The following is a 1,145-nucleotide window of genomic DNA, read 5'->3' as shown; positions in this document are numbered from 1 at the left end:
GAAATGCTTGTAGTGGACAAAGTGCAATGAGGTACATAAAAGATTTTTAAAAATGTATTTGAGAAAGAAGCTAAAAAGATAAAGAGACATTGGAAAAGTACAAACAGGACTGGAAATTATTAAAAGAACCGTTAACAAAAGCTGTTTATGATGAACTTGAAAATAAAATTTACATACCTGTTTACGACACATTCCACAGAGATTGGCTTGAAGGAGAATATTTACTATCTATTAAAAAACATTTACAGGAAAATTTTGATATTGACGATGTAGAGCTTGTTGTAGTTGATATCGGGAATTTAAAAAATCAATAAAAGGTTAAAGTTATTCTTAATCCTGTTAAATTATTGATAATTAATTGTTTGCATGGATATGCAATACAAAGCAATACAAAATGCAATACATGCTCAATACAAATGCAATACAGGGAAATACACTTTTATTAGTGATTATTTTTAATGCAATACAATGCAATACATTTTGCAATACAAAATCAATACAATGTATTGCACATAGTAAAGTATTTATTTATGTGCTCGAAATAGATAATATGAAAACAAAAGCTATAACTTTTAGACTTCAAGAAGATGTTATAAAACAAATAGAAGAGATAGCTTCCAAGAAAAATATTTCAAAAACAGAAGTTATACGTCTTGCAGTGTCTAAATTGGTTGATGAAGAAAAAAGCAATACAAATGCAATACAGGTTATTCAAGAGCAAAACAAACAGCTTCAGATAGCTTTATCAACATTAAATAAAATAACTGAAGAAAAAGAACGTTTAATAGAGGAGAAAGAAAAAAGAATCCAGGACCTACAAAAAACCATTGATGTATTACAAATGCAATATAGAGAAAGAAATAAGACTTGGTGGAAGTTTTGGAAGAAATAACTTATTTACATAAAGCTAAGAAACAATATGCAGCTGCATTATGTTTATTTGAAAATGGATATATAAATGATGCCGTATCCAGACTATATTATTCTTTTCGTTCCTTATGCGTGTATTTATTAGGAGAGCCTGAAAAAGGAAAATGGAAACATTATGGTCTTATGAAAAAGATAGTAATTACAATAGATTTAAAAGATAAAACCTTTTTAACAAGAAAAGAAAGAGAACTTATAAAGAATTTTCCAAACTTAAG

General features: G+C 27.6%; 2 protein-coding genes and 1 pseudogene. All 3 read left to right on the top strand.

Features of this window, described 5'->3' with window-relative positions; translation table 11 throughout:
• Positions 1–89 precede the first annotated feature (89 nt).
• Positions 90–314, top strand: coding sequence for a hypothetical protein (locus tag HG1285_RS00560; protein ID WP_008289634.1), 225 nt, complete (start codon positions 90–92; stop codon positions 312–314).
• A gap of 236 nt (positions 315–550) precedes the next feature.
• Entirely contained in the window at positions 551–892 is a 342-nt protein-coding gene (locus tag HG1285_RS00565; protein ID WP_198005469.1) for a ribbon-helix-helix protein, CopG family, read from the top strand.
• A pseudogene (locus tag HG1285_RS00570) lies at positions 880–1,145 on the top strand (hypothetical protein); the annotation flags it as partial. The gene HG1285_RS00565 and the pseudogene HG1285_RS00570, both read left to right, overlap by 13 nt.

The sequence above is a fragment of the Hydrogenivirga sp. 128-5-R1-1 genome (assembly GCF_000171895.1).
This window is presented reverse-complemented; position numbering and strand designations above follow the sequence as displayed.

What these genes read in the sequence shown, in the direction of transcription:
- HG1285_RS00565 (WP_198005469.1), top strand. Translation starts at nt 551, where the DNA reads ATGAAAACAAAAGCTATAACTTTTAGACTTCAAGAAGATGTTATAAAA.